Annotated in this window: 21 protein-coding genes, 1 other RNA gene and 1 pseudogene; 11 read left to right on the forward strand and 12 right to left on the reverse strand. The window is 64.7% G+C overall.

Annotated features, from left to right (window positions below; genetic code table 11):
- Positions 1–1,197, reverse strand: a 1,197-nt coding sequence (dnaX, locus tag Q0S71_RS04390) for a DNA polymerase III subunit gamma/tau (protein WP_295991853.1), incomplete at its 3' end; no start/stop codon positions are given.
- A 171-nt stretch (positions 1,198–1,368) separates the two neighbouring features.
- Here dnaX and Q0S71_RS04395 point away from each other — a divergent pair.
- Positions 1,369–2,022, forward strand: a complete 654-nt coding sequence (locus Q0S71_RS04395) for a hypothetical protein (protein ID WP_295991855.1) — start codon at positions 1,369–1,371, stop codon at positions 2,020–2,022.
- A 68-nt stretch (positions 2,023–2,090) separates the two neighbouring features.
- Here Q0S71_RS04395 and ffs read toward each other — a convergent pair.
- Both ffs and ubiD read right to left on the reverse strand, forming a co-directional pair.
- Positions 2,091–2,189, reverse strand: an RNA gene (ffs, locus tag Q0S71_RS04400) — signal recognition particle sRNA small type.
- A 78-nt stretch (positions 2,190–2,267) separates the two neighbouring features.
- On the reverse strand, positions 2,268–3,752 hold the full coding sequence (gene ubiD, locus Q0S71_RS04405; protein WP_295991857.1) for a 4-hydroxy-3-polyprenylbenzoate decarboxylase: 1,485 nt from the start codon (positions 3,750–3,752) through the stop codon (positions 2,268–2,270).
- A 471-nt stretch (positions 3,753–4,223) separates the two neighbouring features.
- On the opposite strand from ubiD, the gene Q0S71_RS04410 reads away from it, so the two are divergent.
- Positions 4,224–5,138 (forward strand): lytic transglycosylase domain-containing protein, encoded by a 915-nt coding sequence (locus Q0S71_RS04410; protein ID WP_295991859.1) that lies wholly within the window; start codon positions 4,224–4,226, stop codon positions 5,136–5,138.
- A gap of 193 nt (positions 5,139–5,331) precedes the next feature.
- Positions 5,332–5,769 carry a DUF4124 domain-containing protein gene (locus Q0S71_RS04415; protein ID WP_295991862.1) on the forward strand — a complete coding sequence of 146 codons (438 nt, stop codon included), beginning with the start codon at positions 5,332–5,334 and terminating at the stop codon, positions 5,767–5,769.
- A 294-nt stretch (positions 5,770–6,063) separates the two neighbouring features.
- Here Q0S71_RS04415 and nusB read toward each other — a convergent pair whose 3' ends face one another.
- The 3 genes from nusB to ribBA all read right to left on the reverse strand — a co-directional run bounded on the left by nusB (position 6,064) and on the right by ribBA (position 8,295).
- Entirely contained in the window at positions 6,064–6,534 is a 471-nt protein-coding gene (gene nusB, locus Q0S71_RS04420) for a transcription antitermination factor NusB (RefSeq protein WP_295991869.1), read from the reverse strand.
- Positions 6,535–6,633: 99 nt separating this feature from the next.
- Positions 6,634–7,128, reverse strand: a complete 495-nt coding sequence (gene ribH, locus Q0S71_RS04425; RefSeq protein ID WP_295991871.1) for a 6,7-dimethyl-8-ribityllumazine synthase — start codon at positions 7,126–7,128, stop codon at positions 6,634–6,636.
- Positions 7,129–7,182: 54 nt separating this feature from the next.
- The gene (gene ribBA / locus Q0S71_RS04430) at positions 7,183–8,295 is read right to left on the reverse strand and encodes a bifunctional 3,4-dihydroxy-2-butanone-4-phosphate synthase/GTP cyclohydrolase II (protein WP_295991874.1); all 1,113 of its coding nucleotides are present in this window, start codon (positions 8,293–8,295) and stop codon (positions 7,183–7,185) included.
- Positions 8,296–8,509: 214 nt separating this feature from the next.
- On the opposite strand from ribBA, the gene Q0S71_RS04435 reads away from it, so the two are divergent.
- The 3 genes from Q0S71_RS04435 (at position 8,510) to Q0S71_RS04445 (ending at position 10,619) form a co-directional block, all read left to right on the forward strand.
- Positions 8,510–9,400 (forward strand): SMP-30/gluconolactonase/LRE family protein, encoded by an 891-nt coding sequence (locus Q0S71_RS04435; protein WP_295991880.1) that lies wholly within the window; start codon positions 8,510–8,512, stop codon positions 9,398–9,400.
- 204 nt (positions 9,401–9,604) lie between these two features.
- Complete coding sequence (locus Q0S71_RS04440) at positions 9,605–9,988, forward strand: hypothetical protein (RefSeq protein WP_295991882.1); 384 nt, start codon at positions 9,605–9,607, stop codon at positions 9,986–9,988.
- Positions 9,989–10,160: 172 nt separating this feature from the next.
- Positions 10,161–10,619, forward strand: a complete 459-nt coding sequence (locus tag Q0S71_RS04445; protein ID WP_295991884.1) for a hemerythrin domain-containing protein — start codon at positions 10,161–10,163, stop codon at positions 10,617–10,619.
- Between the two features lie 45 nt (positions 10,620–10,664).
- On the opposite strand, the gene Q0S71_RS04450 is transcribed toward Q0S71_RS04445, so the two are convergent.
- Positions 10,665–14,789, reverse strand: a complete 4,125-nt coding sequence (locus Q0S71_RS04450) for a CheR family methyltransferase (protein WP_367185274.1) — start codon at positions 14,787–14,789, stop codon at positions 10,665–10,667.
- A 322-nt stretch (positions 14,790–15,111) separates the two neighbouring features.
- Between Q0S71_RS04450 and Q0S71_RS04455 the strand changes: the two genes are divergently transcribed.
- The 5 genes from Q0S71_RS04455 to Q0S71_RS04475 all read left to right on the forward strand — a co-directional run bounded on the left by Q0S71_RS04455 (position 15,112) and on the right by Q0S71_RS04475 (position 21,921).
- Positions 15,112–15,681: a sigma-70 family RNA polymerase sigma factor gene (locus Q0S71_RS04455; protein WP_295991890.1), complete on the forward strand. Its 570-nt coding sequence runs from the start codon at positions 15,112–15,114 to the stop codon at positions 15,679–15,681.
- The gene (locus Q0S71_RS04460) at positions 15,678–16,637 is read left to right on the forward strand and encodes a FecR domain-containing protein (protein ID WP_295991892.1); all 960 of its coding nucleotides are present in this window, start codon (positions 15,678–15,680) and stop codon (positions 16,635–16,637) included. Before Q0S71_RS04455 ends, Q0S71_RS04460 begins: the two co-directional genes overlap by 4 nt.
- Positions 16,638–16,739: 102 nt before the next feature.
- The gene (locus Q0S71_RS04465; protein ID WP_295991894.1) at positions 16,740–19,418 is read left to right on the forward strand and encodes a TonB-dependent receptor; all 2,679 of its coding nucleotides are present in this window, start codon (positions 16,740–16,742) and stop codon (positions 19,416–19,418) included.
- A gap of 91 nt (positions 19,419–19,509) precedes the next feature.
- Positions 19,510–20,976 (forward strand): CehA/McbA family metallohydrolase, encoded by a 1,467-nt coding sequence (locus tag Q0S71_RS04470; RefSeq protein WP_295991897.1) that lies wholly within the window; start codon positions 19,510–19,512, stop codon positions 20,974–20,976.
- Between the two features lie 129 nt (positions 20,977–21,105).
- Positions 21,106–21,921, forward strand: a complete 816-nt coding sequence (locus Q0S71_RS04475; RefSeq protein WP_367185275.1) for a class I SAM-dependent methyltransferase — start codon at positions 21,106–21,108, stop codon at positions 21,919–21,921.
- Between the two features lie 32 nt (positions 21,922–21,953).
- Here Q0S71_RS04475 and Q0S71_RS04480 read toward each other — a convergent pair whose 3' ends face one another.
- The 5 genes and pseudogenes from Q0S71_RS04480 to Q0S71_RS04500 all read right to left on the reverse strand — a co-directional run.
- Entirely contained in the window at positions 21,954–22,595 is a 642-nt protein-coding gene (locus Q0S71_RS04480) for a riboflavin synthase (protein WP_295991902.1), read from the reverse strand.
- A 31-nt stretch (positions 22,596–22,626) separates the two neighbouring features.
- On the reverse strand, positions 22,627–23,721 hold the full coding sequence (gene ribD, locus Q0S71_RS04485; protein ID WP_295991905.1) for a bifunctional diaminohydroxyphosphoribosylaminopyrimidine deaminase/5-amino-6-(5-phosphoribosylamino)uracil reductase RibD: 1,095 nt from the start codon (positions 23,719–23,721) through the stop codon (positions 22,627–22,629).
- Positions 23,722–23,735: 14 nt separating this feature from the next.
- Positions 23,736–24,317 (reverse strand): GspH/FimT family pseudopilin, encoded by a 582-nt coding sequence (locus Q0S71_RS04490; protein WP_295991908.1) that lies wholly within the window; start codon positions 24,315–24,317, stop codon positions 23,736–23,738.
- A gap of 35 nt (positions 24,318–24,352) precedes the next feature.
- Positions 24,353–24,766 (reverse strand): type IV pilin protein, encoded by a 414-nt coding sequence (locus tag Q0S71_RS04495; RefSeq protein ID WP_295991912.1) that lies wholly within the window; start codon positions 24,764–24,766, stop codon positions 24,353–24,355.
- 11 nt (positions 24,767–24,777) lie between these two features.
- Positions 24,778–25,291, reverse strand: a pseudogene (locus Q0S71_RS04500) (hypothetical protein); the annotation flags it as partial.

The following is a 25,291-nucleotide window of genomic DNA, read 5'->3' on the forward strand; positions in this document are numbered from 1 at the left end:
CGCGGCGCGCGCGGCGGCAGCGGCAGCGGCAGCGGCCGCCGGACGGGCGCCGGCCGGCACGCCGACCGGCGCCGCCGGCGCACCTTCGGCGCCGCCTACGCCGGGACGAAAGGCCAACATGCGCAGCAGGGTCATCGAGAACCCCGCATACTCATCCGGCGCCAGGCCCAGTTCATTGCGTCCGTGGACGGCGATCTGATAATACAGCTGCACTTCCTCCGCGTCGAAGGCGGCGGCCAAACGCACGATATCGGCATATTCCGGCAAATCGGCCGGCAGCGCGGCCGGCACGGTCTGCGCCAGCGCGATGCGGTGCAACAAGGTGCCCAAATCCTGCAAGGCGCCGTTGTACGACAGGCTGCGCGTGGCCATCTCATCGGCCACCGCCAGCAGATCGGCGCCGTCCTGCGCCGCCAGCGCGTCGAGCAAGCGGATCAGATAAGTCTGGTCCAGCGCGCCGAGCATGCCCTGCACCGCCTCCAGCGTCACTTCACCGGCCGCATAGGCGATGGCCTGGTCGGTCAGCGACAGCGCGTCGCGCATCGAGCCGTGCGCGCCCTGGGCCAGCAGGCGCAAGGCCGGCTGCTCGAAGGCGATGCCCTCCTGCCCCAGTATATTATCGAGATGGCTGATGATGTGGCCGGGCGGCATCTGCTTCAAATTGAATTGCAGGCAGCGCGACAACACCGTCACGGGGATTTTTTGCGGGTCGGTGGTGGCCAGGATGAACTTGACGTGCTCGGGCGGCTCCTCCAGCGTCTTCAGCATCGAATTGAAGGCGTGGTTGGTCAGCATGTGGACTTCATCGATCATATAGACCTTGAAGCGCGCGTTCGACGGCGCGTACACGGCCTGTTCCAGCAGCTGCGCCATTTCGTCGACGCCGCGGTTGGACGCCGCGTCCATCTCTATATAGTCGACGAAGCGGCCGGCGTCGATGGCGGTGCACGCTTCGCACACGCCGCAGGGGGTGGCGGTGATGCCGCCGTCGCCGTTCGGGCCGATGCAGTTGAGCGACTTGGCCAGGATGCGCGACAAGGTGGTCTTGCCGACGCCGCGCGTGCCCGTGAACAGATAGGCGTGGTGCAGGCGGCCGCTGTGCAGGGCGTGGGTCAGCGCGCGCACGACGTGCTCCTGGCCGACGAGCGTTTCAAAATTCTTGGGGCGGTATTTACGGGCGAGGACTTGATAGGACATGCTGGGATTTTACCGTAGATAGTGGGTGCTGCGGTCATTCCCGCGCCAGCGGCGCGAGCGTCGTGACCAAGTCGCCGGGTTCGTCAAAGCAGCGATTGTAACAAGGCAAGACCACATTGGCTAACTGCGCGCGCCTGCCGTACAATTTGTTTTTCTTTTAACATGACAAAAATGAAAAACCTCCTCTGGCTGCCTCTGCTGGCCCTGTCCTTGTCGGCCCACGCCGATGAACGCGAATGGTTGCCATATAAGAAGGTCATCGAGCAGATGCGGCTCGATAAATTTTACGCCATCCCGCCGGCCGAGCGCGACAAGCTGGCGCTGTTCGTGACCATCACGCCGACCAACAAGGCGATCAAGCCGGGCGACGTCCAGTTGACGCTGGTCGACGGCGCCGAACGCCATGCGCTGGCGCTGTCGACGCCGGACTACCGCATCGCGCTGGTGCCCAATCCGAAATGGCTGGCCGACGACGCCCGCATCATGACCAATCTGCCCAAGGGCGAAAAGTCGGCGATGGCCTGGGATTTGCTGACGACGCTGCCCGAAGGCCTGCAATGGAACTATGCGACGATCATGGCCGGCGTGCCGCAGTCGAACAATGCGATCAAGAAAATGGCCGGGGCGATGAGCATGTTCGCGCCGACCATCAAGGTGCTGGTGCTGCGCTTCGACAAGCCGGCACAGCTCACCATCGCCGGCAAGCTCTATAACAGCGATGCCAAGCATGAAATCCGTTTGAAGACCGACTCGGCGCTGATGAAGGACAATCCGCTGGTGGTGGCGTCGGAGCGGCCGTTCGAGGCCGACCTGGACACGGAATAGCCTAATTGACGATAGAAACAAAAAAAGCTGCCAAGGGCAGCTTTTTTGCTTTTCACTACTATCCCGAAGGAGGCGAGCCTGATCTGCGGCACTTATGGGTAACAGCCGTGGCTGCTTCGTTCCCGACCTGACCAGGTTAGCCGTGCCACAATGCGCAGGGGCCCGCCGGGGATAATTATAACCGACCCGGCGCCGCCGTGGGGGACATTACCATCGTGCCCGACGCGGGGCCGATGCGGGCCCGATTACAGCCCCAGCGTCTGCCAGATCTCGTCGACGCGCGCGATCACGGCCGGCGACATCGCGATCGTCGTGCCCCACTCGCGCGTCGTCTCGCCCGGCCACTTGTTGGTGGCGTCGATGCCCATCTTGCTGCCCAGGCCGCTCACCGGCGACGCGAAATCCAGATAATCGATGGGCGTGTTGTCGACCAGCGTGGTGTCGCGGGTCGGGTCGACCCGCGTGGTGATGGCCCAGATCACTTCCTTCCAGTCGCGGATATCGACGTCCTCGTCGACGACGACAATAAACTTGGTATACATAAACTGGCGCAGATAACTCCAGATGCCGAACATCACCCGCTTGGCGTGGCCGGCGTACTGCTTCTTGATCTGCACCACGGCCATACGATAGCTGCAACCTTCCGGCGGCAAATAGAAATCGGTGATTTCGGGGAACTGCTTTTGCAGCAGCGGAATGAAGACTTCATTCAGCGCCAGCCCCAGCACGGCCGGCTCGTCGGGCGGCTTGCCGGTGTAGGTCGAGTGATAAATCGGATCGCGCCGCATGGTGATGCGGTCGATGGTGAACACGGGAAAGGCATCCTGCTCATTGTAATAGCCGGTGTGGTCGCCGTACGGGCCTTCCATCGCGTGCTCGTAGCCGCTCGGATGGTTTTCATCGGGATAGATATGGCCTTCGAGCACGATCTCGGCCGACGCCGGCACCCGCAGCTCGCTGCCGATGGCCTTGACCAGCTCGGTGCGGCTGCCGCGCAGCAAGCCGGCGAACTGGTATTCGGACAGGCTGTCGGGCACCGGCGTCACCGCGCCCAGGATGGTGGCCGGATCGGCGCCCAGCGCCACGCACACCGGATACGGCTTGCCCCCCGTTTGCAGCGCGTGCTCGCGGAAGTCCAGCGCCCCGCCCCGGTGCGCCAGCCAGCGCATGATGACCTTGTTCGGCCCCAGCACCTGCTGGCGATAAATGCCCAGGTTCTGGCGCTTCTTGTTCGGCCCCTTGGTAATGACCAGGCCCCAGGTAATCAAGGGCGCGACGTCGCCCGGCCAGCAATGCTGGATCGGCAACCTGGACAGGTCGACATCGGCGCCCTCCCACACGATTTCCTGGCAGGGCGCGCCGCGCAATTCCTTGGGCGACATGTCCCACAGCGACTTGACCAGCGACCCCAGCCCCAGCAAATCCTTGAAATCCTTGGGCGGCTCCGGCTCCTTCAGGCGCGCCAGCACGTGGCCTATCTTGCGCAGCTCGCTGACATCCTCGGCGCCCATGCCCAGCGCCACGCGGCGCGGCGTGCCGAACAGATTGCCGAGCACCGGCATGGTGTGGCCGGTCGGGTTTTGGAACAGCAAAGCCGGTCCGGCGGCCCGCAAAGTGCGGTCGCAAATCTCCGTCATCTCCAAATGCGGCGAAACAGGCGCCAAAATGGTCTTAAGTTCCCCCATACGTTGCAGTTGAGAAAGAAAATCTCTTAAATCCGAATATTTCATAGTTTTTTAATTTTTTTTGGGGGTGAACCGGTTTGCTTGAGAAAACCGGTCAAGTGATTGATTTTATTGGTTTTAGCTGGAAAGCAAGCAAAAAAGTCAGACATAAAAGTTATAACGAACGATTGTCTTAGTATTGACTTGATATAAAACGGCTTCTACAATTTGCCCTACTTGAAGAGAGACATGGTTTTCGTAACCACATTGTTCGTTTCTCATTCATTCACAGAGTCGGGGCTCCACATGACATTTTAAGGAGTGTTTTCAAAAGGCGTCTGCCTTACCCCCGAAAAAAGTTGTATTGCGACTGGTCGAATACCTCAGGGAAAGATCAGCTCAGGCAAGCAATGACGGCGTCCAACGCGCGCTCCCAGCGGCGACGGACGATGCTATTTCTGATGCACGGCAATGGCGATGCTCGCTGCGGTTACCGCGGCAGGGACGCGTTCGTTACGGACATTTCAGGGGAATTCTATGATTAATCGTTTCATCGGTGCAACACCGTTTGCCCAACAACTGGCCCGCCTGCCAGGCGCAGCGTATTTGACGCAGCGCATATCGGCCCGTGGCGTGCTGACCACCGCACAACACAGCTTGACCGTTCTGGGCGTCAGCGCCCTGGTCTTCATCGCAGTCTTGTTCGCCCGTCCAGACCTGGCCAAGCAGCTGAGCCTCAGCCTGAATCGTCCGGCCGCCGTCGACGTCATCCCGGCCGTCACCGCACCGGCCCTGTCGGCGCTGATGGACACGCCGGCGGCACCGGCCTCGGCGCAGGCGCCGGGCGCGGCCAGCGCGGCGCCGCTGACCCAGGAAGAAAAAGTCCTGATGGGGACGCAGAAGCAACAGCAATGGGTCACCTCCTGGCTCTCCAAGCGTTACCGCGTGGCCGGCGACGCGGCCAATATGCTGGTCTCGACCGCGTATCTGACGGCCCGTGAAATCAAGCTCGACCCGTTGCTGATCCTGGCCGTGATGGCCATCGAATCGGGCCTCAACCCCTTCGCGGAAAGCCCGGTCGGCGCACAAGGCCTGATGCAAGTGATGTCGAAAGTCCATCACGAGCGCTTCGACGAAATGGGCGGCGTGCAAGCGGCGCTGAACCCGGTGGCCAATATCCGCGTCGGCTCGCTGATCCTCAAGGATTACGTGACGCGCGGCGGTTCGGTGGAAGCCGGCCTGAAAACCTACGTCGGCGCCGCCGCCTTCGAGAACGACGATGGCTACGGCTCCCGCGTTCTGGCCGAATACTACCGCCTCAAGCAGGTATCGGCCGGCAAGAAAGTGCCGACCACCAACGCTGTGCCGATGATGGCCACCGCGCCGACGGCACCGAAAACGGTGGCCAGCGCGGACAAGCTGACCAAGCTGGAACAGATCGCCGGCCTGTAATCGAAGGCATCGCACTAATCGCACTAATATATACAGCAGCATCGAAAAGCCACCGCGAGGTGGCTTTTTCACGTCTCACGTCGCCGCAAACAGCAGGCACGTTTTTGTGCCCGTCCCGGCCTATTTGCGGAAGATGGCCGGATCGTGACACTGTGTGAGCCTTGGCGATGGCGAATTGACATATAGTTGCCAAATGAAAATATTTCTCACCTTCGCCCTTGGTTTGGCGACCCTATGCGCGCAGGCCCAAATTTACAAGTGGTCCGATGCCGATGGACACATCCACTATTCAAATCAACCGCAGGAAGGCGTCCATGCCCAGGAGATCGAGGTGCCGCAAGCGCAAGCCGCCCCGCCGCCCTCGAAAGACAATTGGCAGGAACGCGACCGGGTATCACGCGAAAACTGGAGGCGGCAAACGGAAACCGACCGGCGCACCGCTGCGGCGCAAGCAACGTCGGATGCAAGGCAGCGTTCGCCCGCAGCCAACCAGCTGGCGGACAACGGCACCGGCGACGAACTGATCTACAGGCGCAACATCATCGCCCACAGGCCCAGACGCGTCACCATCATCATCATTCCTCCCCATGGCGCGCGGCCGGGAGTAAAAGGCCACACGGCCAGGAAGTGAAAGCACCACAACAAGGCCAGCGGCGGTAAGGACGGTGGCCGCGCCGACGGCAGCGTCAATAGGTCATCTGCGCGATGGCGCGCTGGACGCCGTGAGCGGCCTCCTGTGGCGCCGGCGGCCAGCGGGCTAGCCCACCCACGTGCAAGCCGGCCACCAGCGCCAGCACGCCCCTGCGCCGCCATGACGGCGGCCGTCGCTACGCAAGCGCCGAGGACAAAAAAAAGCCACCGGGGATGACTCCCACGATGGCTTCATTGCCGCGACGGCGTCGCGCGGCACGGATCCGCGTTCGGATCAGCGTTTTTTGTCTGCCGCGACTTCATCGGCACGCAGCCGGGGCGCCAGCTTGTCGAGCACGCCGTTCACATATTTGTGCCCATCGATACCGCCGAAGGACTTGGTCAGCTCGACCGCCTCGTTGATGACGACGCGATAAGGAATGTCGAGATTGTTCTTCAGCTCGTAGGCGCCGATCAGCAGCACCGCGTGTTCGATCGGCGACAGCTCGTTGATGCCGCGGTCGATCAGCGGCGCGAACGTTGCGCGCAAGGCCACGGAATCCTTGATGGCGCCGTACAGCAGCACGGTGAAATGGTCGCCGTCGGCTTTGTCGAAGCCGTGGGCCGCGCGGATGTGGTTGACGACGGTGGCCGCGTCTTCATTGTTGAGCAGCCATTGATACAGTCCCTGCAACGCGAACTCGCGCGCGCGGTGGCGCGGCGTGCGATTCTTGCTTGGGTTGGCGTGCAAATTTTTCTCTATCATGGTTTCCTACCTGTTCTATTTACTTCTATTTACGATACTGCAAAATCCGGCGGCGGCGCCGGCGGTGGGGCCGGCGCCACTCTCATTACCCGCCGTTTATTACTCGTCGACGTCGCCGCCGTCGTCCTGGCTCAATTCTTCCAGCGCGATCGCCAGATTGGCCATTTCGACCGCCACGCGGGCCGCGTCGGCGCCCTTGACGGCCATGCGCACTTCGGCCTGCTCGTCGTTTTCGGTGGTCAGCACGGCGTTGGCGATGGGGATGCCGAAGTCGAGGCCGATGCGGGTGATGCCGGCGCCGGACTCGTTCGACACCAGCTCGAAGTGATAAGTTTCACCACGGATGATGGCGCCGAGCGCGATCAGGGCGTCGAACTGCTGCGACTCGGCCATCTTTTGCAAGATCAGCGGAATTTCCAGCGCGCCCGGCACGGTCACGTGCAGCACGTCCTCATCGGCCACACCGAGGTGCTTGAGCTCGGCCAGGCAGGCCGACAGCAGGCCATGGCAGACGTCTTCGTTGAAGCGGGCCTGGACGATACCGACGCGCAAACCTTCGCCGGACAGATTGGTTTCGTAGCTTCCCACGGTCATGACATGCCTCTTAGATGTTGTATGAATAATTGAACGATTTGATAAGGGACCGGCTTATTGGCCCGGCTTCGGCACATAGCCGGTCACTTCCAGGTCGAAGCCGGCCATCGACGGCATCTTGCGCGGACTCGCCAGCAGCTGCATCTTGCTGACGCCGACGGCGCGCAGGATCTGGGCGCCGATGCCATAGCTGCGCAAGTCCATGCTGGCGGCGCGGCCCTTAGGCTTCGCCTCCGGCTGGCCCAGGGCGGCGAACTGGGCGAACATCTGCTCGGCCGTTTCCTCGCAGTTCAGCAGCACGATCACGCCGCGCTCGGACGCCTTGATGGCGGCCAGCGAGGACGATATATTCCACGAGTGCGTCGTCGCTTCCGACTCCAGCAGGTCGAGGATGGAGACCGGCTGGTGCACGCGCACCAGCGATTCCAGGCCCTCGCCCATTTCGCCGTGCACCAGCGCCAGGTGGGCCGAACCGCTCGGCTTGTCGCGGAAGGCGATCATGCGGAAGGCGCCGTGCGCCGTGTGCAAAGGCCGCTCGGCGACGCGCTCTATCATGCATTCGCGCTGGCTGCGATAGTGGATCAGGTCGGCGATCGTGCCGATCTTCAGATTGTGTTCCTTGGCGAATTCCAGCAAGTCCGGCAGGCGCGCCATGGTGCCGTCGTCCTTCATGATCTCGCAGATCACGGAGGCCGGCGTCAAGCCCGCCATGGCCGTCAGGTCGCAGCCGGCCTCGGTATGGCCGGCGCGCATCAGCACGCCGCCCTTTTGCGCCTTCAGCGGGAAGATGTGGCCCGGCTGCACGATGTCGGACGGCAGCGTGTCCTTGGCCACGGCGACCTGGATGGTGCGCGCGCGGTCGGCGGCGGATATGCCGGTGGTGACGCCCTCGGCCGCCTCGATCGACACCGTGAAGTTGGTGCCGAAGGCGGTGCCGTTGCGGGCCGACATCATCGACAGCTGCAATTCGTCGCAGCGCTCCTCGGTCAGGGTCAGGCAGACCAGGCCGCGCGCGTGCTTGACCATGAAATTGATCGCTTCCGGCGTGACGAAGTCGGCGCCGAGCACCAGGTCGCCTTCGTTTTCGCGGTCTTCCTCATCGACGAGGATGACCATGCGTCCGGCGCGTATTTCGGCAACGATTTCTTCGGTGCTGGAGATCGACATTTTTTATCCCTTAATAACGAGCAAGAATACTGGAACCCTCTATTTTAAAGGATTTAGCGGCGGGCAACCGCAATAAAGCGATTTCCCATGGACGGCGCCGCCGCCGCCGCCCCGTTCACCGGCGTGAAGCTCAATTTTCCACCGCGCGCCATCGACAAACGGCGCTTTTTTCGGGCATAGTATCGACTCCCTCGACTCCCCGGACCGCCCCGCGATGACTACCCCTACCCTGTTTCCTGAACTGCTGTGGCCGCTGGGCGCCGAACTGGGCGAAGGCCCGATGTGGCACGCCGCCCAGCAGCGCCTGTATTTTGTCGACCTCAAGGGCCACACCCTGCACGGCTACGACGGCGCCGACGGCCGCCGCCACAGCTGGCCCATGCCGGCCGAAATCTGCTGGCTGATCGCGCGCAGCGACGGCGACGGCTTCATGGCCGGCCTCGGCAACGACATCGTGCGCCTGTGGCTGGAGCCGGCGGTGCGGATAGAAAAGCTGGCCTCGCCGGTGGCCCCGTACAGCGGCGTGCGCCTGAACGACGCCAAGGCCGACGCCGCCGGCAACATCTGGGCCGGCTCCATGCACGACACCGAAGTCACGCGCAAGGACGGCAAGCTGTTCCGCCTCGGCGCCGACGGCACGCTGCGCATCATGGTCGAGGATTATCAGATCTGCAACGGCCCGGCGCTGAGCCTGGACGGCACGCTGCTCTACCACAGCGACAGCCTACCCGGCGAAACCCACGTCTACGCCATCGGCGCGGACGGCACGCTGGGGCCGCAACAACTGTGGCGCCGCTTCGACGGCGCCGTCGAAGGCTCGCCCGACGGCATGACGGTCGACAGCGAAGGCTGCTTGTGGATCGCGCAGTGGGGCGGCAGCCGCGTCTGCCGTTACGCGCCGGACGGCACGCTGCTGGCCACCATCGCGATGCCGGTCAAGCAGCCGACGTCCTGCGTGTTCGGCGGCCCGGACCTCAAGACGCTGTACATCACCAGCGCCCACCAGGGCATGGACGCCGGGCAGCGCGCCGACGACCCGCTGGCCGGCGCCCTGTTCTCGGTGCGGCTGGAAGTGGGCGGCGTGCCCGGCGCCACCTACGGCTGACGCGACGCGCGACAGGATCAGGCAACGCAAACCGGGGGTTCCCACGCAACCGGGATCCGGCAACGCAAACCGTGGCCTGGCCCCGCAGCCACCGCCGCGGATTTCTCCACGGACACGGCGTCGCCTGCGCGCCATCCCCGCTTAGACAATAGTTTCCCCGCGCCGTGAGCCCGGCCGCCCCCTCCTTCAATTTTTTGTAAAAGTATGCAACCAACGCATCCGAACGAGAACATTTTGCGTTTACGTAGTAGTGGGAGCAGCCACTGGACATTTACCAGGACAAAAATCATGAATTCTGTAATGCGCTATCGGCGGTGGGTCGATAAGCCGGCATACGCGGTGGCCAGGATGTGTATCGCCATCGAAAGAATGGTCAGCCGCGGCGACCGGACCGCCCACCATAACGACGCGGCATGGATCGTGGCCTGGGCCGTCGCCGCCGGCGTGAAAGCCCCGGACCACCTCAAACTCCGCCCCACGCACCGTACCCGCCACGACGAACATTTATCGCTTGCGCGGCGCCGCCAAGACCGGCCCCCGGCGACGGAACACCCGCTGCCACCGTCCAAAGTCAGCACGCTGAAATAAATCCATGCGCCGTGACGGCCGCCGCGCAGCACATGACCGTGCGCGGCGGCGTGGTCCCGGCGTCGGCGGGCGGACGCCGTGTGCTTTTTTAAAATCGCGTCGCGGGCGTGGGATGGCGCACATTGTCCCCGGCCGCGATCGCGCATCATGAAGCCTGACCAACGGAGGATCTATGAAAACCAAAGCTAACGACGCCATCGCCATGCTGGAGGCGGACCATCAAAAGGTGAAAGGCCTGTTCAAGGATTTTGAGGCGCTGAGCGACCGCTCCAAGGCGAGCAAAAAGAAACTCGCCGACCAGATCTGCAACGAGCTGCGCATCCACACCGAAATCGAAGAACAGATTTTCTACCCGGCAGTGCGCGGCCCGGTCAAGGACGGCGACCTGATGGATGAAGCGCTGGTCGAACATGCGAGCGCCAAGGAGCTCATCGCGCAGATCGGCGACATGGACCCGGGGGACGATTTATATGATGCCAAGGTCAAGGTGCTGTCCGAGCAAATCGAACATCACGTCGGCGAAGAAGAAGGCGACATGTTCCCCAAGGTGCGCAAGGCCGGCATCGACCTGGTCGCCCTGGGCGAGCAAATGGCCGCGCTGAAGGAAACCCTGAGCGCCGAGCTGGTTTAAATTCGCTCGGGGCCGGCGCGCAGCGGAGTGAAACTAAATCACCGCCTATGCCCGCCCCAGCAATCGCCGCGCCGCCATCTCCAGTTGCTCGATCTCCACCGGCTTGTTGACATGGCTGTTGAACCCCGCCGTCAGCGCGCGCTCGATATCGGCCGGCCGGCCATAGCCCGTGACGGCGATGGCCGGCAGCGTGCCGCACTGCGGCATGGCGCGCACCGCCCGGATAAGACTCAGCCCATCCATTTCAGCCATGCCTATATCGGACACCAACAAATCGAACGTCTCCGTGGCGAGCATGCTGAGCGCCTGACGCGGCGACGTCGTGGCGTGAACGGCGGCGCCGGTAAATTGCAGCAGCTGGCCCAGCACCTCCATGACATCTTCGCTATCGTCGACCAGCAGGATGCGTACGCCGTCCAGCGGCCGGACCTCATTCTCGGCAACGATGGCGAGGCGCTCGTCCTCGCGGCTGTCGACCGGCAGCCAGACGGTGAAGCACGCGCCCTGCCCGCTGCCGGCGGACGCGGCGTGGACGTGGCCGCTGTGCAGCTCGACGATTTGCTTCACCATCGCCAGGCCGATACCCAGGCCCTTGGCGCCGCGCACGATGCTCGGCGTGCCCTGGCCGAACATGTCGAAGATCGTGGGCAGGAATTCGGCCGCGATGCCCTGGCCGTTGTCGCGCACATCCAGGCGGGCGCGGCGTTCCTCCATGGACATCGAGACCTGGATCACGCCGCCCGCCGGCGTGAATTTGATGGCGTTGTTGAGCAAATTCCAGATCACCTGCTCGATCCGCGTTTGATCGGCGTACAGCCACAGCGGCAGCGTCGATTCGTGGTACTCGATGCGCAGATTGGCCGCGGCGGGATCGGCGCTGACGACCTCGATGATCGTGCGCGTCATGGTGTTGAGGTCGACGCGATGCCGGTGGATGGCCATTTTCCCGGTCTTCAGGCGCGACAGGTCGAGCAGGTCGTTGATGATTTTCGCCTGGCTGACCGTCGACGCGCGTATGGTTTCGGCGGCCTTGCTCAGCAGCGGGTTGGCGCGCGGGTCGGTCAGCCGGCAGATCAGGTCCGCGTTCAGGTGGATCAAATTGAGTGGATGCTTGAGCTCGTGGGACATGACGGCGAGGAACTCATCCTTGAGCGCATTGGCCGACTGCGCCTCGGCGCGCCGGCTGCGTTCGGCGATCAATTGCTCGGCGCGCTGCTTGTCGTGTTCCAGACGCCCCGTCAGGTCGCGGCCGATCTTGGCATAACCGAAAAATTTCCCGTCCATCAAAGGCGTCATCACGCCGCTGCAAAAGAAGCGGCTGCCGTCCTTGCGCTGATGCCAGCGCTCGTCCTCGGCGCGGCCCTCTTCCCGGGCGCGCCGCTTTTCCAGCTCCGGCACGCCGGCGGCCTGGTCCTCGACAGTGAAGATGATGCTGTCCGGCTGGCCGATGATGTCCTCCTCGGCATAGCCGAAAATGCGCTCGGCGCCGCTGTTGAAACTGGTAATCAGGCCGTCGCGGTCCATGGTCATGATGGCGTAATCCTTGGTGCTGGCGGCCACCAGGCGCATGCGCTCTTCGCTGCTGCGCATATGTTCCTCGGCCTGGCGGCGGCCGGTGATGTCGATGAAGGTCAGCACGGCGCCGTCGATGCGATCCTGCAAAGTCCGGTAGGGCAGGATGCGCGCGATGTACCAGCGGCCATCGTCGCTGCTCATTTCCCGTTCGACCACGCGCAGCGTCTCGAAGGAGGTGTTGGCGTCGTCGGCCAGCTGGGGATAGTCGAGGTGGTGGGTGATGTCGTTCAGCGGCCGGCCGACATCGCCCGGAATCAGGTTGAACAAGTGGGCCGCGTGTGGCGTGTAGCGCTTGATGCGGCTGCCGCGGTCGACGAAAATGGTGGCGATGTCGGTCGAGGTCATCAAATTCTGCAAGTCGTCATTGACCTTGCCGGCTTCTTCCACCTTGCTTTTCAGCTCATGATTGACGGTGACCAGTTCCTCGTTAACCGATTGCAACTCCTCCTTGCTGATCTCCAGCTCCTCGGTCGCGGAACGCAATTCCTCATTAATCGCCTGCAACTCCTCGTTGGAGGCTTTTAATTCCTCGGTCGACGTTTCGGAATGCTCGATGGTGTCCTGAAGCTGCGCCTTGGTGCGGTGCAACTCCTCCTCCAGGCCCGACAGGATGGCTTCCTGCTGCCCGTCTTCGGTGCTGAGGACATGCTCATCCGTGGTCTGCTCCACCTTGTGGAACAGCACCAGCACGAAATCGGTGCTGGTGTTGACGTCGAACACGGGGCGGGCGGTGATGTTCACATGGAAAATCCGCTCGCCGCGTTGCATGCCGACGCGCCGGGTTTCCACGCTCTTGCCGCTTTGTATGGCTTGAAAGATGGCGGTGCGCATTTCCAGCCTCAGCTCCGGTTCCACCAGGGCGATCAGGTTGCGCGACGGTTCGCCCGCCGCGTGGCGCAGGAATTGATGCGTGCCTTCCGACAAGTGGACGATGTTGGACTGGTGGTCGACCAGCACGCTCGGCGGCGCATATTCGGCCATCAAGCGCTGGTGCACGGCGGCATAGGAAAACCTGGCTTTTTCGGGCGGGGACGCGTCCAGCGCCACGGCGCGCGACAGCGGCGCGACCGCCATCGGTATCGCGGAGTGGGAAAAGCGCGCCACCGGCCGGGCGCGGTACAACCGGTTTTTCTTGTCGACCGGGACGAACAATTCCGTGAGCGTGTCGGCCGACTCTGAACTGCCGAGGAATAAATAGCCGTTGGGCTTCAAGGCGAAGTGAAACATTTCCAGCACTTGCGCGTGGGTGTCGCGGTTCAGGTAGATCAGCAAATTGCGGCAGCTAATCAAGTCCAGCTTGGAAAACGGCGGATCGCGCAACACGTTCTGGCTGGCGAACAAGATGGTGTCCCGCAAGGCCTTCCTGATGCGGTAGCGGCCATCCTCCTTGACGAAGTGCTGGCCGAGGCGGGCCTCGCCGACGTCGTCCACTATGCTGGGCGGGTACATGCCGGCCCGCGCCAGGGCGATGGCGCGCTCGTCTATGTCGGAACCGAACAGCTGGAAGTCATAACCGTGCTGGCGTTGTTCGGTGTGCTCGGCCAATAACATGGCCAGGGAATACGTTTCCTGGCCGGTCGAGCAAGCCACGCTCCACACGCGCAGCATTTCGCCGTCCTGACGCTCCTCGAACAGCTGCGGGATGACGTCGCGCTCGATGGCGTCGAAGGCTTCGCGGTCGCGGAAAAACTGGGTCACGCCGATCAGCATATCGCTCAGCAAGGCCTGGCTTTCGCCCGCGTCGCGCCGCAGCAAGTCGCGGTAATCGGCCAGCGCGTGCAGTTCGCGCACCTGCAAGCGGCGCTCGATCCGGCGCAGCACCGTGGCCCGCTTGTAGTTCGAGAAATCATGGCCGGATTTGGCGCGCAGGATGCCGAGAATTTCCCTCAGCGTTGCTTCATGATCGTGGCCGGGCGCCTCGGCCGGGTCCGGCGCATCGTCATCGAGCACCGGCAGCTCGATTTCGCTCGCGTTGCGCCACAGGCCGGCGAGTTTTTGCGGCATCTCGGCGACCGGCAGCACCAGGTCGGCCAGGCCGGTATCGATGGCGGCCCGCGGCATGCCCGAGTGGCCAGCCTCCTCCGGTGTTTGCACCAGGATGACGCCGCCCTGGTCCTTGACCAGCGACAGGCCGCTGATGCCGTCCGCTCCCGTGCCGCTCAAAATCACGGCCACCGCGCGCTCCCCGTTGGCCAGCGCCAGCGTGCGCATGAATTGATCGATCGCCACCGGTGGACCGCCGGGTTTGCGGTCGCGCACGCGCAGATAGCCGTCATTGAGCTCAAGATAATGATTCGGAGAAATAACATAGACGGTGTTCTGCTCGATGTGCACCGCCTTGGTGACCACCACCACCGGCATGGACGTCACCCGCTGGAGCACGGCGTCGGCGTTGCTCTCGTGCGCCGGCGACAGGTGCATGACGACAACATAGGCGGCCCCGGTATCGGGCGCCGTGTTGTCAAAAAAAGCGATCAATGCTTCCAGACCGCCCGCCGATGCCCCGATCCCGACAATGGGGAACTGCTGAGAACTCCGCATCACTTGTTGCGGCAAAGTTCCAGTCCCCTGGAGGGACCGATCAGATGAGGCCATCTAGCGATTTCCGGCAAGAATAAAAAGGTTAATTTTACACCGTTGAAAATATTACATGCTTGAAAATCGTGCGGTATACATGCATTTTTTACATCGTTGATATCTTGGATGCGGGCGGCGGGGCCTGCTCGGGCGCGTCCGTGGCCATCCCGCGACGCCGCATGTAAAACCCCTGTCACAAAGCGTCACTACAATCACGGCCATCCGTATCCGTAGCCGCATCCCGCCCCTCCCCAAACACCCCGCCGCCGGCCGGCGCATTTATTTGCGTCGGCCATGGGGGATTTTTCCGCGTCCTTCGTCACAGATAATATGATTAATAATGCACACTGATCTGGACCACTGGTTTGTCCTCGAAGTGCTACCGCTGGAAGCGGCGCTGCAGCGGTATTTGCGCCGCCATTGCCGCGAAAGCGAAGACGTCGCCGACCTGCGGCAAGAGGTGTATGTGCGCCTGTACGAGGCGGCCCGGCGGCAGCGGCCGGACTTGGTCAAGCCCTTTGTGTTCGCCACGGCCCGCAATCTGCTGATCGACCGGGCCCGGCGCGCGCAAATCGTGTCGATCGAGGCGATCGCCGACCTCGACCTGCTCGACATGTCGGCCGACGAGTTGACGCCGGAGCGTCACGTCGGCGGCAACCAGGAACTGCAACTGCTGCAGGCGGCGCTGGAAGACTTGCCGACGCGCTGCCGCGAAGTGGTGCAGCTGCGCAAGATCGATGGTTTGTCGCAACGCGAAGTGGCGCGGCATATGGGAATCACGGAAGGTACGGTGGAAAAACAGATAGCGAAAGGCATGCGTTCACTGGCTGACGCCATGCTCAAGAGAGGAGTGGCAACGGGGATGGCGACACTGGGTATCATCGTCCGCAAGCGGGACGGCGCCGCATGAGCGCGGCGGCCGAGACGGAAGAACAGGCGGCGCGCTGGCTGGCGCGGCGCGATGGCGAGGACTGGTCCGATGACGACCAGGCGCTGCTGCATGCCTGGATCGCGGCATCGCTGGCCAACCGCGTGGCCTGGCTGCGCCTGGAAAGCTGCTGGCGGCGCGCCGACCGCCTCGGCAGCACGCACGCGCCGGGACGCGCGTCGGTGCCGCCACGGCGCCTGCCGCGCTTTTCCCCATGGCGGGCGGCGGCCGGCGTGCTGCTGGCCGCCGCGCTGTTCGCCGCCATGAACGCGCCACAGCCGGCGCGCACCTATCACACGGCGCGCGGCGAAAGCCGGCCGGTCACGCTGGCCGACGGCAGCACCATCGTGCTCAACACCGACACCCGTTTGCGCGCCGACGTGGATGGCCGCGCCCGCCACGTCGTGCTCGACAGCGGCGAAGCGTATTTCGAGGTCGCCCACGACGCCGCCCACCCCTTCGTCATCGATGCCGGCCGCAGCCGCGTCACCGTGCTCGGCACGCGCTTTTCCGTGCGCCGCGACGGCGACCGGGTGGCCGTGGCGGTGGTCGATGGCCGGGTCAAGGTCGAGTCGCTGCCGTCCGCTTCGCCGGCGGCGCCGGCGGCGGCCGTCGCTTATGCCGTGCTGGTCAAAAACGAAATGGCCAGCGCCGAATCGGGCCGTTTGACCGTCAGCGTGGGCCGGCCCGACGAGGTGGCCCGCCAGCTGGCCTGGCGCCAGGGCAAGCTGTTCCTGGACGGCATGTCGCTGGCGCAGGCCGCGCAGGAGTTCAACCGCTACAATCGCGTCCAGCTGGTGGTCGACGACGCCGCCGCCGCCCTTCCCCTGGGCGGCAGCTTCAACGTCGACAACGTGGCCGGCTTCGCGCGGCTGCTGCAACAGGGTTTCGGCTTGAAGGTCGAGGCCACCGCCGATCAAATCCACGTGCGGCGCTGAGTTGGTCGGGTGAAATAATTTCTGCAAGGCATGGTGGATCGCGCAAGGCCGCTCGTCTCAGTAAGGGTAAGCCCCTACTATCTTCCAAAAGGAAACGAGAACATGCCTTACCCACGATTGACCGGCACGCTGGCCATGGTCGCCGTTTGCGTCTCCCTCGGCGCCCACGCCCAGACGCGCGAACTGCACATTCCATCGGGCGACCTGAAAACGGCGCTCGATCACTATGCCCGGCAAACCGGGGTGCAATTGCTGTACAACGCCGACGACGTCAAAGGCTTGTCGACCCGGGGCGTGGACGGCGCGCTGCCGCAAGACCAGGCCCTGGCCGCGCTGCTCGACAACAGCGGCCTGTCGATGAAGCGGGACGGCGGCGGCGCCATCGTCCTGTTTCGCGACGCCGCACCGGCGCAAGCGCCCGTCGACGAAGTCGTCGTGACCGGCAGCGCCGGCAAACACAGCAAAATCCAGACCAGTTACTCCATCACCACCATCAACGAGGAAACGCTGCGCATGCAGGCGCCGACGTCGGTGACCGAAGCGCTCAAGTCGGTGCCCGGTTTCTGGGTCGAGGCCTCGGGCGGCGAAGCGTCCGGCAATATCCGCGCGCGCGGCATCCCGGTCGACGGCTTCGGTTCCGTCACCCTGCTCGAGGACGGCATTCCGGTGATGCACGATCCGGCGCTCGGCTATTTGAACGCCGACCAGGCCTTCCGCCTCGATGAAACGATAGACCGCATCGAAGTCGTGCGCGGCGGCCCGTCTTCCGTGTTCTATTCGAACGCGCCGGCCGGCGCCATCAATTTCCGCTCGCGCGAGATCGGCGACGCGCCCAACGGCCTGGTCAAGCTCACCATCGGCGACTACGGCTTGCACCGCGAAGACTTTTGGTACGCGACGCCGCTGGCCGACGGCTGGGGCATCGGCATGGGCGGCTTCCAGCGCACCGACCACGGCATCCGCAGCCCCGGCTTCCACGCCGACACCGGCGGCCAGGGGCGCTTGAAACTGAGCAAGGAACTGGACCACGGCCGCTTCACGGCCGACCTCAAGCACATGGACGACAAGGTCTATCTCGACCTGGGCATTCCGATGGTCATCAATCCGGGCGGCTCCTACAGCCCGGTGGCCGGCTTCAACGGCAACTACGGCACCATCGCCGGCCCGCAGACCCAGCACGTCATCATGAAAACCGGCGACGGCGGCAGCTACGACTTCGACAATACCGAGGGCACCCACGTCAAGCGCGACCAGCTCAGCCTGACGCTGGAAAAGGAGTTGCCCGGCGACTGGAAACTCAACGAGGCCATGCGTTTCTCGCAAACGGACACCCAGCGCAACGGCATCTATCCGAACCAGATCATGAGCATCCAGAGCCTGCTGTCGGGCTCGCAGGCCCTGCTCGCCTACGTGCCGGGCGCGACGCAACTGGCCTTGCAGGCGACCGGCGGCAACAACGTTGGCAACTACAGCAATCCCAACGGCCTGGTCCTGATCGGCGGCCTGCGCGCCATCACCATGCCGGTGCACGAGCAGGTCAACGACCTCCACCTCGGCCGCATGTTCGAGCTGGCCGGGCAGACCCACAACGTCACCGCCGGCTATTACTACGCGCATTTCACGCAGGACTTCGACCGCTATTCCTCGTCCGTGCTGCTGGGCGCGCAAAGCAACGCGCCGCTGCTGGACCTGGTGGGCACCAACGCCGCCGGCGCCGTGCTGGGCAGCGTCACCGACCACGGCATCTACAACTACGGCTATGAATGGGCCCACGCCGGCGGCACCTCGACCACCAACGCCTTCTATCTGTCGGACGAATGGCAGCTCAACAAGCAGCTGCGCATCGACGCCGGCGTGCGCAACGAGCAAGTCGAAACGGCCGGCTGGACCGAGCTGTCGAAGACGGTCAACCTGGGCGGCTTTTCCAGCTCCAAGATGCTGACCGGCAGCGGGCGAGTGGCCAGCTACGACCACTCCTTCCGCAAGACCGGCTGGACGCTGGGCGCCAACTACCAGCTCGACCGCGACGCCGGCCTGTTCGGCCGCTGGACCAACGCCTTCCGCCTGCCCAACCTCAGTTCCTACATCACCAGCCCGACCGCCACGCCCATCATCCAGACCATGGGACTGGGCGAGATCGGCTACAAGTACAAGAGCGCGCTGGTCGAGTTTTACCCGACAATGTTCTACACCAAGTACGACAACGTCAGCTACACCAACCAGGTGTTCAGCCTGAACAATGCGACCGTGGTGCCGGTGATCGGCTACGCCTCGACCAAAACCTACGGCCTGGAACTGGAAGGCAAGCTCAATCCGGCGCCGTGGGCCGACCTGGGTTTCGACGCCACGCTGCAACGGCCGAAGTACCAGGACTTGATCTATAACGACAACGTCAACGGCCAGCCGGTGGCGCGCAATTACGACGGCCGGCAGCTGATCCGCGTCCCCAGGGCCAGCTATCGCGTGGTGCCCGGCCTGAATCTGTTCGCTGATCGCCTGCGCTTGCAACTGTCGTATGAATACGAGGGCAAACGGTTTGTCGACGCCGCCAACACGGTGGTGCTGCCGTCCTACCAGACGGTGAACTTCTCGTCGCGCTACGCGCTCAGCAAGGCGACCACGCTGTACTTTTACATCGACAACCTCAACAACTCGCTGGGCCTGACCGAAGGCAATCCCCGCGCCGGCGAAATCGTCAGCGCGGACGCTGGCGCCAATGCCTTCATCGCGCGGCCGCTGCTGGGCCGCACGATGCGGCTGGCGGCGATGTACCAGTTTTAATCGGGTAAGCGCTTAAATCCCGTCGGCGGCCGCAGCGATGCACCGCCGGCGTTTTTGTTCATGAGGCCTTTAGACCAAGCGTATCCACACTGTGTTATTGCTGTTGCTGGCCTGCGCCGGCGGCGCGCGCGCCGCGACGCCGGATTTGGAACTGCACGGCGACATCACTTTCGCCGATTACCACCACTACCGCAGCGTGCCGTTCACGGTGCCGGCCGGCGTCGAGCGCATCACGGTGGTGTTCGACTACACCGGCAAGGATGCCCACGGCGTGATCGACCTGGGCCTGCTGGGCGCCGACGGCTCGCTGCGCGGCTGGAGCGGCGGCAGCAAGCGCGTTTTCACCGTCAGCAGCGTCGATGCCACGCCGTCCTATCTGCCGACGCCGACGGTCGCCGGCGCATGGGCGCTGTTGTTGGGCGTGCCCAATATCCGCGCCGACCAGAGCGCCAGCTACACGGCGCAAGTGTATTTTTCGCGCGGCCTGGCGGTCGCGGACGAACCCGAGGTCTTGCGGGCGCCGCTTAAAAAAGGCCCGGCCTGGTATCGCGGCGACTTGCACATGCACACCGCCCACAGCGACGGCAGCTGCGCCAGCGAAGGCGGCGCCAACATCCCCTGTCCGCTGTATTTGACGGTGCAAGCGGCGGCGGCGCGCCAGCTCGACTTCATCGCCATCACCGAACACAACACGGTTTCCCACGCCCAGGCGATCCGCGAGTTGCAGCCTTATTACGACCATCTGCTGCTGATGCCGGGCCGGGAATTGACCACTTTTTCAGGCCACGCCAATTTGTTCGGCACCGTGGCGCCGCTCGATTTCCGCATCGGCGCGCAAGGCTATCCCGACTGGAACGGCTTGCTCGACGCCGCCGCCAGGCTCGGCGGGCTGGTGTCGGTCAACCACCCCAGCCTGCCGTCCGGCGAAATGTGCATGGGTTGCGGCTGGAGCAATCCGGCCGACTTGCGCAAGGTGCAGGCCGTCGAGGCGGTCAACGGCACGGACGCCGATGCGCCGCTCTGGTCCGGCATCGCGTTCTGGCAGGAGCAGCTTCAGCATGGGCTGCGGCCGACCGCCATCGGCGGCAGCGACAACCACAAGGGCGGCCAGGCCCGTGGCAACGGCAATCATGTCGGCACGCCGACCACGGTGGTGTACGCGCCCGAGCTGTCGCAGCTGGCCATCCTCGACGCCATCCGCGCCGGCCATGTCTTCGTCGATGTCGACGGCAGCCGGGACCGCATGCTGGAACTGAGCGCGGCGGTGGGGGACGGCGGCGCCGGCAGGCGCGCCATCATGGGCGACAGCCTGGCCGCCGGTTCGGGTACGCTCGTGCATTTCACCGTCCATGTGGCGCACGCGGCCGGCGCGCGCATAGAATTGATACTCGATGGCGCGGACGCCGACCTGCTGGCGCAGGCCGACATCGATAGCGACGACGCCGTCCGCGACTTCAATTGGATCGGCGACGGCCAGCGGCACTGGCTGCGCGCCTCCGTGCGCGATACGCACGGGCACCTGCTGCTGTTGGGCAATCCGATCTACCTCCAGCCCTGAAGCGGCCATGCGGCTGCGCGCAGCCGGTTAGGCGCCAACTGCGCGCCAACCGCACGCCAGCCGTGCGCTCGATCGTGCTGCGCCGGGCGCATAATGGCCGATCTGCTTGCGACGTTCGAGGAGACCGACATGAATCCGAATCAAGCCTTATGGGAAAAGGGAGATTTCACGCGGATTGCCGCGTTGATGCGCGCCTCCGGCGAACAATTCGTCGCCGCGCTGGGCGTGGCGCCGCCGCTACGGGTGCTCGACCTGGGCTGCGGCGACGGCACGACAGCCTTGCCGCTGGCCCGGCTCGGCGCGCAAGTCACCGGCATCGACATCGCCGGCAACTTGGTCGATGCGGGAAACCGGCGGGCGCTGGCGGCCGGCCTGTCCAACTTGAAATTTCAGCAGGGCGACGCCTGCGATCTGCGCGACGTTGCCGACCACACCTACGACCTCAGCGTCTCGGTATTCGGTGCCATGTTCGCACCCCAGCCGTTCGAGGTGGCGCGCGAACTGGTGCGCGTGACCAGGCCGGGCGGGCGCATCGTGATGGCCAACTGGATACCGAACGACCCCACGTCCTACGTCTCACAAGTGCTCAAGATCAGTTCCGCCTTCACCCCGCCACCGCCGGAAGGCTTCATCAGCCCCATGACCTGGGGCGTCGAAAGCCACATCGTCGAGCGTTTTGGAAAAGCCGGCATCGCGGCGGAGCAGATATCGATGGCGAGGGATACCTTCAGCTTCACCGCCGCCGACGTCACGCCGGTCGAACTGATCGATCGATTCCGGCGTTACTACGGGCCGACCATGAACGCCTTCGAAGCCGCCGAGAAAAACGGCACGCAGGACGATTTGCTCCAGCAGCTCAACGCGCTGGCGACCGCGCAGAACACCGCCACCGGCGGCGGCATTTCCATCGCGGCGACCTACATGAAGGTGACCGTGCAATTGTGACGCCGCAGGCCGGCGCGTCGATATCTGGGCGTTTACTTTCCGCTGACGAGAGTGGATACCGATATCATCCGCTCGACGTAGCGCGCGATCAAATCGATTTCCAGGTTGACCCTGGCGCCCACGGTCAGGTGCTTGAGCGTGGTCATTTCTATGGTGTGCGGAATCAGGTTGATAGAGAACTGGCACAGCAGCGCCGCGCCGCTGCCGATGTCGGTCACGCGGTTGACGGTCAGCGACACGCCGTTGACGACGATGGAACCCTTGAAGGCCAGGTATTTGGCCAGATCGTGCGGGGCTTCGACCACCAGTTCCCACGACTCGCCGACCGCTTCGAACTTGCGCACCACGCCGAGGCCGTCGACGTGGCCGGACACCAGGTGGCCGCCCAGCCGCTCGGCCAGCGTCAGCGCTTTTTCCAGATTGACTTCGGTGGTCGTGTCGAGGCCGACGGTGCAATTGAGGCTTTCGCGCGAGACGTCGACGCGGAAGCTGGCGGCGTCTTTTTCCACCACGGTCATGCAGGCACCGTTGATGGCGATCGAGTCGCCCAGCGCGACGTCGGCCAGCGGCAGGCCGCCGGCGTCGATGTTCAGGCGCACGCCTGCGTCCGCTCCGCCGGCGAGCGGCGTGACCGAGCTGATTTTGCCGATGGCGGCGACGATTCCAGTAAACATGGGTGACCTATAGATTTGTTAGTCAGATGAATTAGTGCGTGAATCTGGCAAGGATACGCACATCGGCGCCGATCTGCTTGACCTCGTGAAATGCCAGCCGCCGCTGCTGGTCCAGCGCCGTCAGCGCCGGCAGCGCGAACATGCCTTGCGCGTCGCCGAGCACGGTCGGCGCCAGGTAGACCAGCAACTCGTCGACGCAGCCTTCGCGTATCAGCGATCCGTTGAGCTTGGCGCCGGCCTCGACGTGCAGCTCGTTGATCTGGCGCCGGCCCAGTTCGCGCATCAGCTCGGCCAGGTCGACCTTGCCGGCCGCGTTGGGCAGCACGATGACCTCGGCGCCGACGTCCCGCAGCGCCGCCGCCCTATTCGCGTCATGCACGGCGGCGACGATCCAGGTGCCGCCGCCGGCCAGCACGCGGGCGTCGGGGCGGATATCGAGACGGCTGTCGACGACGATGCGGCGCGGCTGGCGCGGCGTGTCGACGGCGCGTACGGTCAGTTGCGGGTCGTCGCTGGCGACGGTGCCGATGCCGGTCAGGATGGCGCAGGCGCGCGCGCGCCAGGCGTGGCCGTCGGCGCGCGCCTCGGCGCCGGTGATCCACTGGCTCTGGCCGTTATGCAGCGCCGTCATGCCGTCCAGGCTGGCGGCGGTTTTCATGCGCACCCACGGCAGGCCGCGCCGCATGCGCGAGAAAAAGCCGATGTTCAGTTCGTATGCCGCGTCGGCGCACAGGCCGCTGGACACGGCGATGCCGGCCGCCGCCAGCTTGGCCATGCCCTGGCCGGCGACGAGCGGATTGGGGTCGTCCATCGCGGCGACGACGCGGCCCAGGCCGGCGCTCACCAGCGCGTCCGCGCACGGCGGCGTGCGGCCATGGTGGTTGCACGGCTCCAGCGTGACGTAGGCGGTGGCGCCGCGCACGTCGTGACCGCGCGCGGCCGCGTCCTTGAGCGCCTGGATTTCGGCGTGGTCGTGGCCGGCGGCCTGCGTCACGCCGGCGCCGATCACGCGGCCGTCCTTGACGATCACGCAGCCGATGCGCGGATTGGGCGAGGTCGTGTACAGGCCCTTGGCGGCCCAGGCCAGCGCCAGCGTCATGCCGGCCAGATCGTTGTCGATGTCCACGTTCGCCCTTGTGATTACGGATCGGCCAGGCCGGTGCAGCCGCTGGTCTGCACCTGCGGATCGCAGACCCGTACCCGTCCCAGCATATTGATTTTAATGTTGCGCGCCGCCGCGCCCTGCGTCAGCGACAGCGTGCCGAAGCGCGCCGCCAGCGGATTGTCGGCGGCGCAGCTGCGCCCTGCGCCATTATAAGCAAGATAGCCGGAAGGCGTCCCGGAAGAAAACGCGGCATGGATGGTGATGCCGTCGGCCACCGGACCGTGCTGGTAGATCAATTCCTCGCCGGCGTCGCGGCGGCGGTTGCCGTTGCGGTCGGCGAACACTTGCCAGCCCTGTTCCCAGGCGCTGCCGGCCGGGTCCAGCGGCGCCAGCAAAATGGTGGCGCCGCGGGCCAGCGCCTCGGAGCGGGTCAGGTCGATGGCGGCGAACAAGTCGGCGACGGCGCTGCGCAGGCGCTGCCCTTGCAGCAGCGCCTGATACGTGGGCAGGGCGGCGCCCAGCAGCACGGCGCCGATCAGCAGCGCGCACAGCAGCTCGACCAGCGTTGTTCCGGCAGCCGCTGCCGCCCCCGCCGCCATCGTCCGCGCGCGCGTCATGGCCAGCAGCGCGGCGCGGCACCGCTGGCCAGGTGCTAGCCGCTGCTGGTCAACGTCAGCATTTGGCAGTCCGGTTCCCGGAAGCGCGGGTCGACGTTGCCGGTGCCGGGCGTGGCCTGCAACTGTATGCATTGCGCGATCAATTCGCCGTCACAGGCCTTGCCGACGATTTCATAGGCGCTGACCGGGGCGCTGGCGCCGCTCCACCACTTGAATTGGCGCGCCGCCGGATCGCTGGAGGCGGCGGAAAAGGCGAGGTAGCTGTTGTTGAGTTCGTAGTAGCGTTCCTGCTGCTGCATCAGTTGCTCCAGCAGGGCCTCGGCCTCGCCGCGCCGGACCCGCACCACGTAGCGTGAAAACGCCGGCACGGCGGCGGCCGCCAGCAGCGCCGCGACGACCAGCAAGGTCATCAGTTCGATGGCGGAAAATCCTGATCCTCGGTGCGACATGTCGACCTCCTCTACGGTCCGGCGGCGTCATGCAAGGCCTGCCAGTTCGACACTTCGCGCCAGCTCAGCCGTCCGGCCGGCAACGGCAGCACGGCACCGGCGCTGGACAACACTTGCGCCGGGGCGCCGTTGCTGCCGACGCTGACGACCACCACGCTGCGGCTGTGCGTGGCGCGGCCGGCGGCATCCAGCGTGCCGTCGCCGGCCGCCAGCGTCAGCAGCGTCGGCGCGGCGTCGCTGTAGCCGCCGGTAAGCGCGCCCGTCGTCACGGAAGCGGACGCGCCGGCGCCTACCGCCAGGCCGCCGAGCGCATCGAGGCGGTAACTGCGGCCGACGGCGGCGACGCAGGCGTCCGCTCCGGCCAGCAGCGTGTTGAAAAAGAGCTGGCCGCCGCCCAGCGCCGCGCTACCGATGCTGCGTTCGCCGCTGTGCGCCGCGTCGGGGAAATCGATGTACCAGCCCAGCTCGCTCGACGTCGGCGTCGCGCCGGCTATGGTGTAGCCGGCCGCGCCCGCGCCGCCGTCC

The organism is Rugamonas sp., assembly GCF_025354735.1.
In the GTDB taxonomy this organism is placed as follows: Bacteria; Pseudomonadota; Gammaproteobacteria; order Burkholderiales; family Burkholderiaceae_D; genus Rugamonas.